Below are 1041 nucleotides of genomic sequence, written 5' to 3'. Positions count from 1 at the left end.
GGGCTTTATAAAACAGAGGTGATTGAATATTTAAAACAGCAGTGGCAAGGTGTGAACGATGTTGAATTAGCAACCCTAGAATGGGTCGATTGGTTTAACAAAACTCGCATTCATAGTACGATTAGTTATGTGTCGCCTTTTGAGTTTGAGAGACGATACTATGATAGTCTTTGTGAGTCAGACAAAGCTGCCTGACTCAAGCAATCCACTCTCCGATATAGTCGGGGCGGTTCATCGGCGTAAAAAATATTATCTGGGGTATTCGTACTACTGATGTGTCACAAGGCTCTTCAAAGATCACCGTTCACTTAAGCAAGTTGTGTGCAAAGCTTTCATATCATGTTCCAACAACGATTGTGTGTGCTGCCCATGTTGCAAAGGATTATCATGTAGGCATAGGCTACGATGAATCTAAAATGACGGTCATTGCTAATGGTTATGAGATTGATGCACTGACAGCAACGGATGCAGATGGCTTGGACATACGTCAACAACACGGTATATCTGCCGATGATATCGTTATTGGTTCTGTAGGCCGTTTTAATCCAGTTAAGAACCAAAAATTATTTGTAGATGTCGCGGCAATTTTAGTCAAAGACTATCCCAATATAAAATTTATGATGGTAGGACGAGACAATACAGCAGAGAATAAAGAGCTGCTATCTTGGATAGAAGACTATGGTCTCACAGATAATTTTAGGTTATTAGGTGAAAGAGGTGATGTACCCAAGTGTTTAAAAGCCATGGAAGTTTTTTGTTTACACTCAAAAACCGAAGGGTTTTCCAACGTAGTCGTTGAAGCGATATTATTGAATGTTTTTACTATAGCCACTGACGTTGGTGAAGTTGCAAGGCTGATTCCTGAAGAGCAAATTGTCAGTGTAGACAAGAATGACTATAGTACAAAGCTACAGCATGTTTTGAGTAGTGAATGTTTTCGTGATAAAGAAAAACTTAATGCTCTAAAAGAATCTTCTATTGCTAAATATAGTCACTGCACTACAAAAGAGTTATGTTTTGGATGAATATCATAAAACAATT

Annotated in this window: 2 protein-coding genes; both read left to right on the top strand. The window is 38.3% G+C overall.

Going from position 1 to position 1041, the window contains the following annotated elements; genetic code table 11:
* Positions 1-195, top strand: a 195-nt coding sequence (locus tag EI164_RS16300; protein WP_192519320.1) for an IS3 family transposase, incomplete at its 5' end; no start/stop codon positions are given.
* Positions 196-416: 221 nt separating this feature from the next.
* Positions 417-1025: a glycosyltransferase gene (locus EI164_RS16295; protein ID WP_225739367.1), complete on the top strand. Its 609-nt coding sequence runs from the start codon at positions 417-419 to the stop codon at positions 1023-1025.
* Positions 1026-1041: the final 16 nt, after the last annotated feature.

Origin of the sequence: Psychrobacter sp. FME13, assembly GCF_014861395.1 — a bacterium.
In the GTDB taxonomy this organism is placed as follows: domain Bacteria; phylum Pseudomonadota; class Gammaproteobacteria; order Pseudomonadales; family Moraxellaceae; genus Psychrobacter.
This window is presented reverse-complemented; position numbering and strand designations above follow the sequence as displayed.

What these genes read in the sequence shown, in the direction of transcription:
- EI164_RS16295 (WP_225739367.1), top strand. Translation starts at nt 417, where the DNA reads ATGACGGTCATTGCTAATGGTTATGAGATTGATGCACTGACAGCAACG.